Source organism: Cupriavidus sp. 01T418 (assembly GCF_056398885.1).
Genome location: NZ_JBFTQG010000195.1, coordinates 1 through 358 on the forward strand (window position 1 = coordinate 1; position 358 = coordinate 358).

General features: G+C 63.7%; 1 pseudogene. It reads left to right on the forward strand.

Features of this window, described 5'->3' with window-relative positions:
* A pseudogene (locus AC1DQ3_RS36880) lies at positions 1-219 on the forward strand (hypothetical protein); the annotation flags it as partial.
* Positions 220-358: the final 139 nt, after the last annotated feature.

A 358-nucleotide genomic window follows, 5' to 3' on the forward strand; every position in this document is an offset into this window, starting at 1 on the left:
GACCGATGGTTGTCGAACGTGCACCGAGTGGCGAATCCCGACGCATCGCTCGCAAGCGTCGAGCGTCGGCAGTCGATGGCTTACTTCGTCAATCCGCGCGAGGACACTCGGGTCGAGTGCATTCCGACCTGTGTCCACGCAGGCGAGTATCCAAAGCATCCGCCCGTGCTCGCCGGTGAGCACAGGCTATTGAAGATCCGCGCCGCATCGGGTCACTGATCAACGCCAACAGCGGCCTCTCGCGACGACTCGCGCGAGGCCAGGAAATCTCGTTCATCCGCGGCACCTTACTATGACTGACGCACCTACCTCCGCAGCGACCGGCCTACCCACAGATCCCGCGGGTGCCACCGGGGTT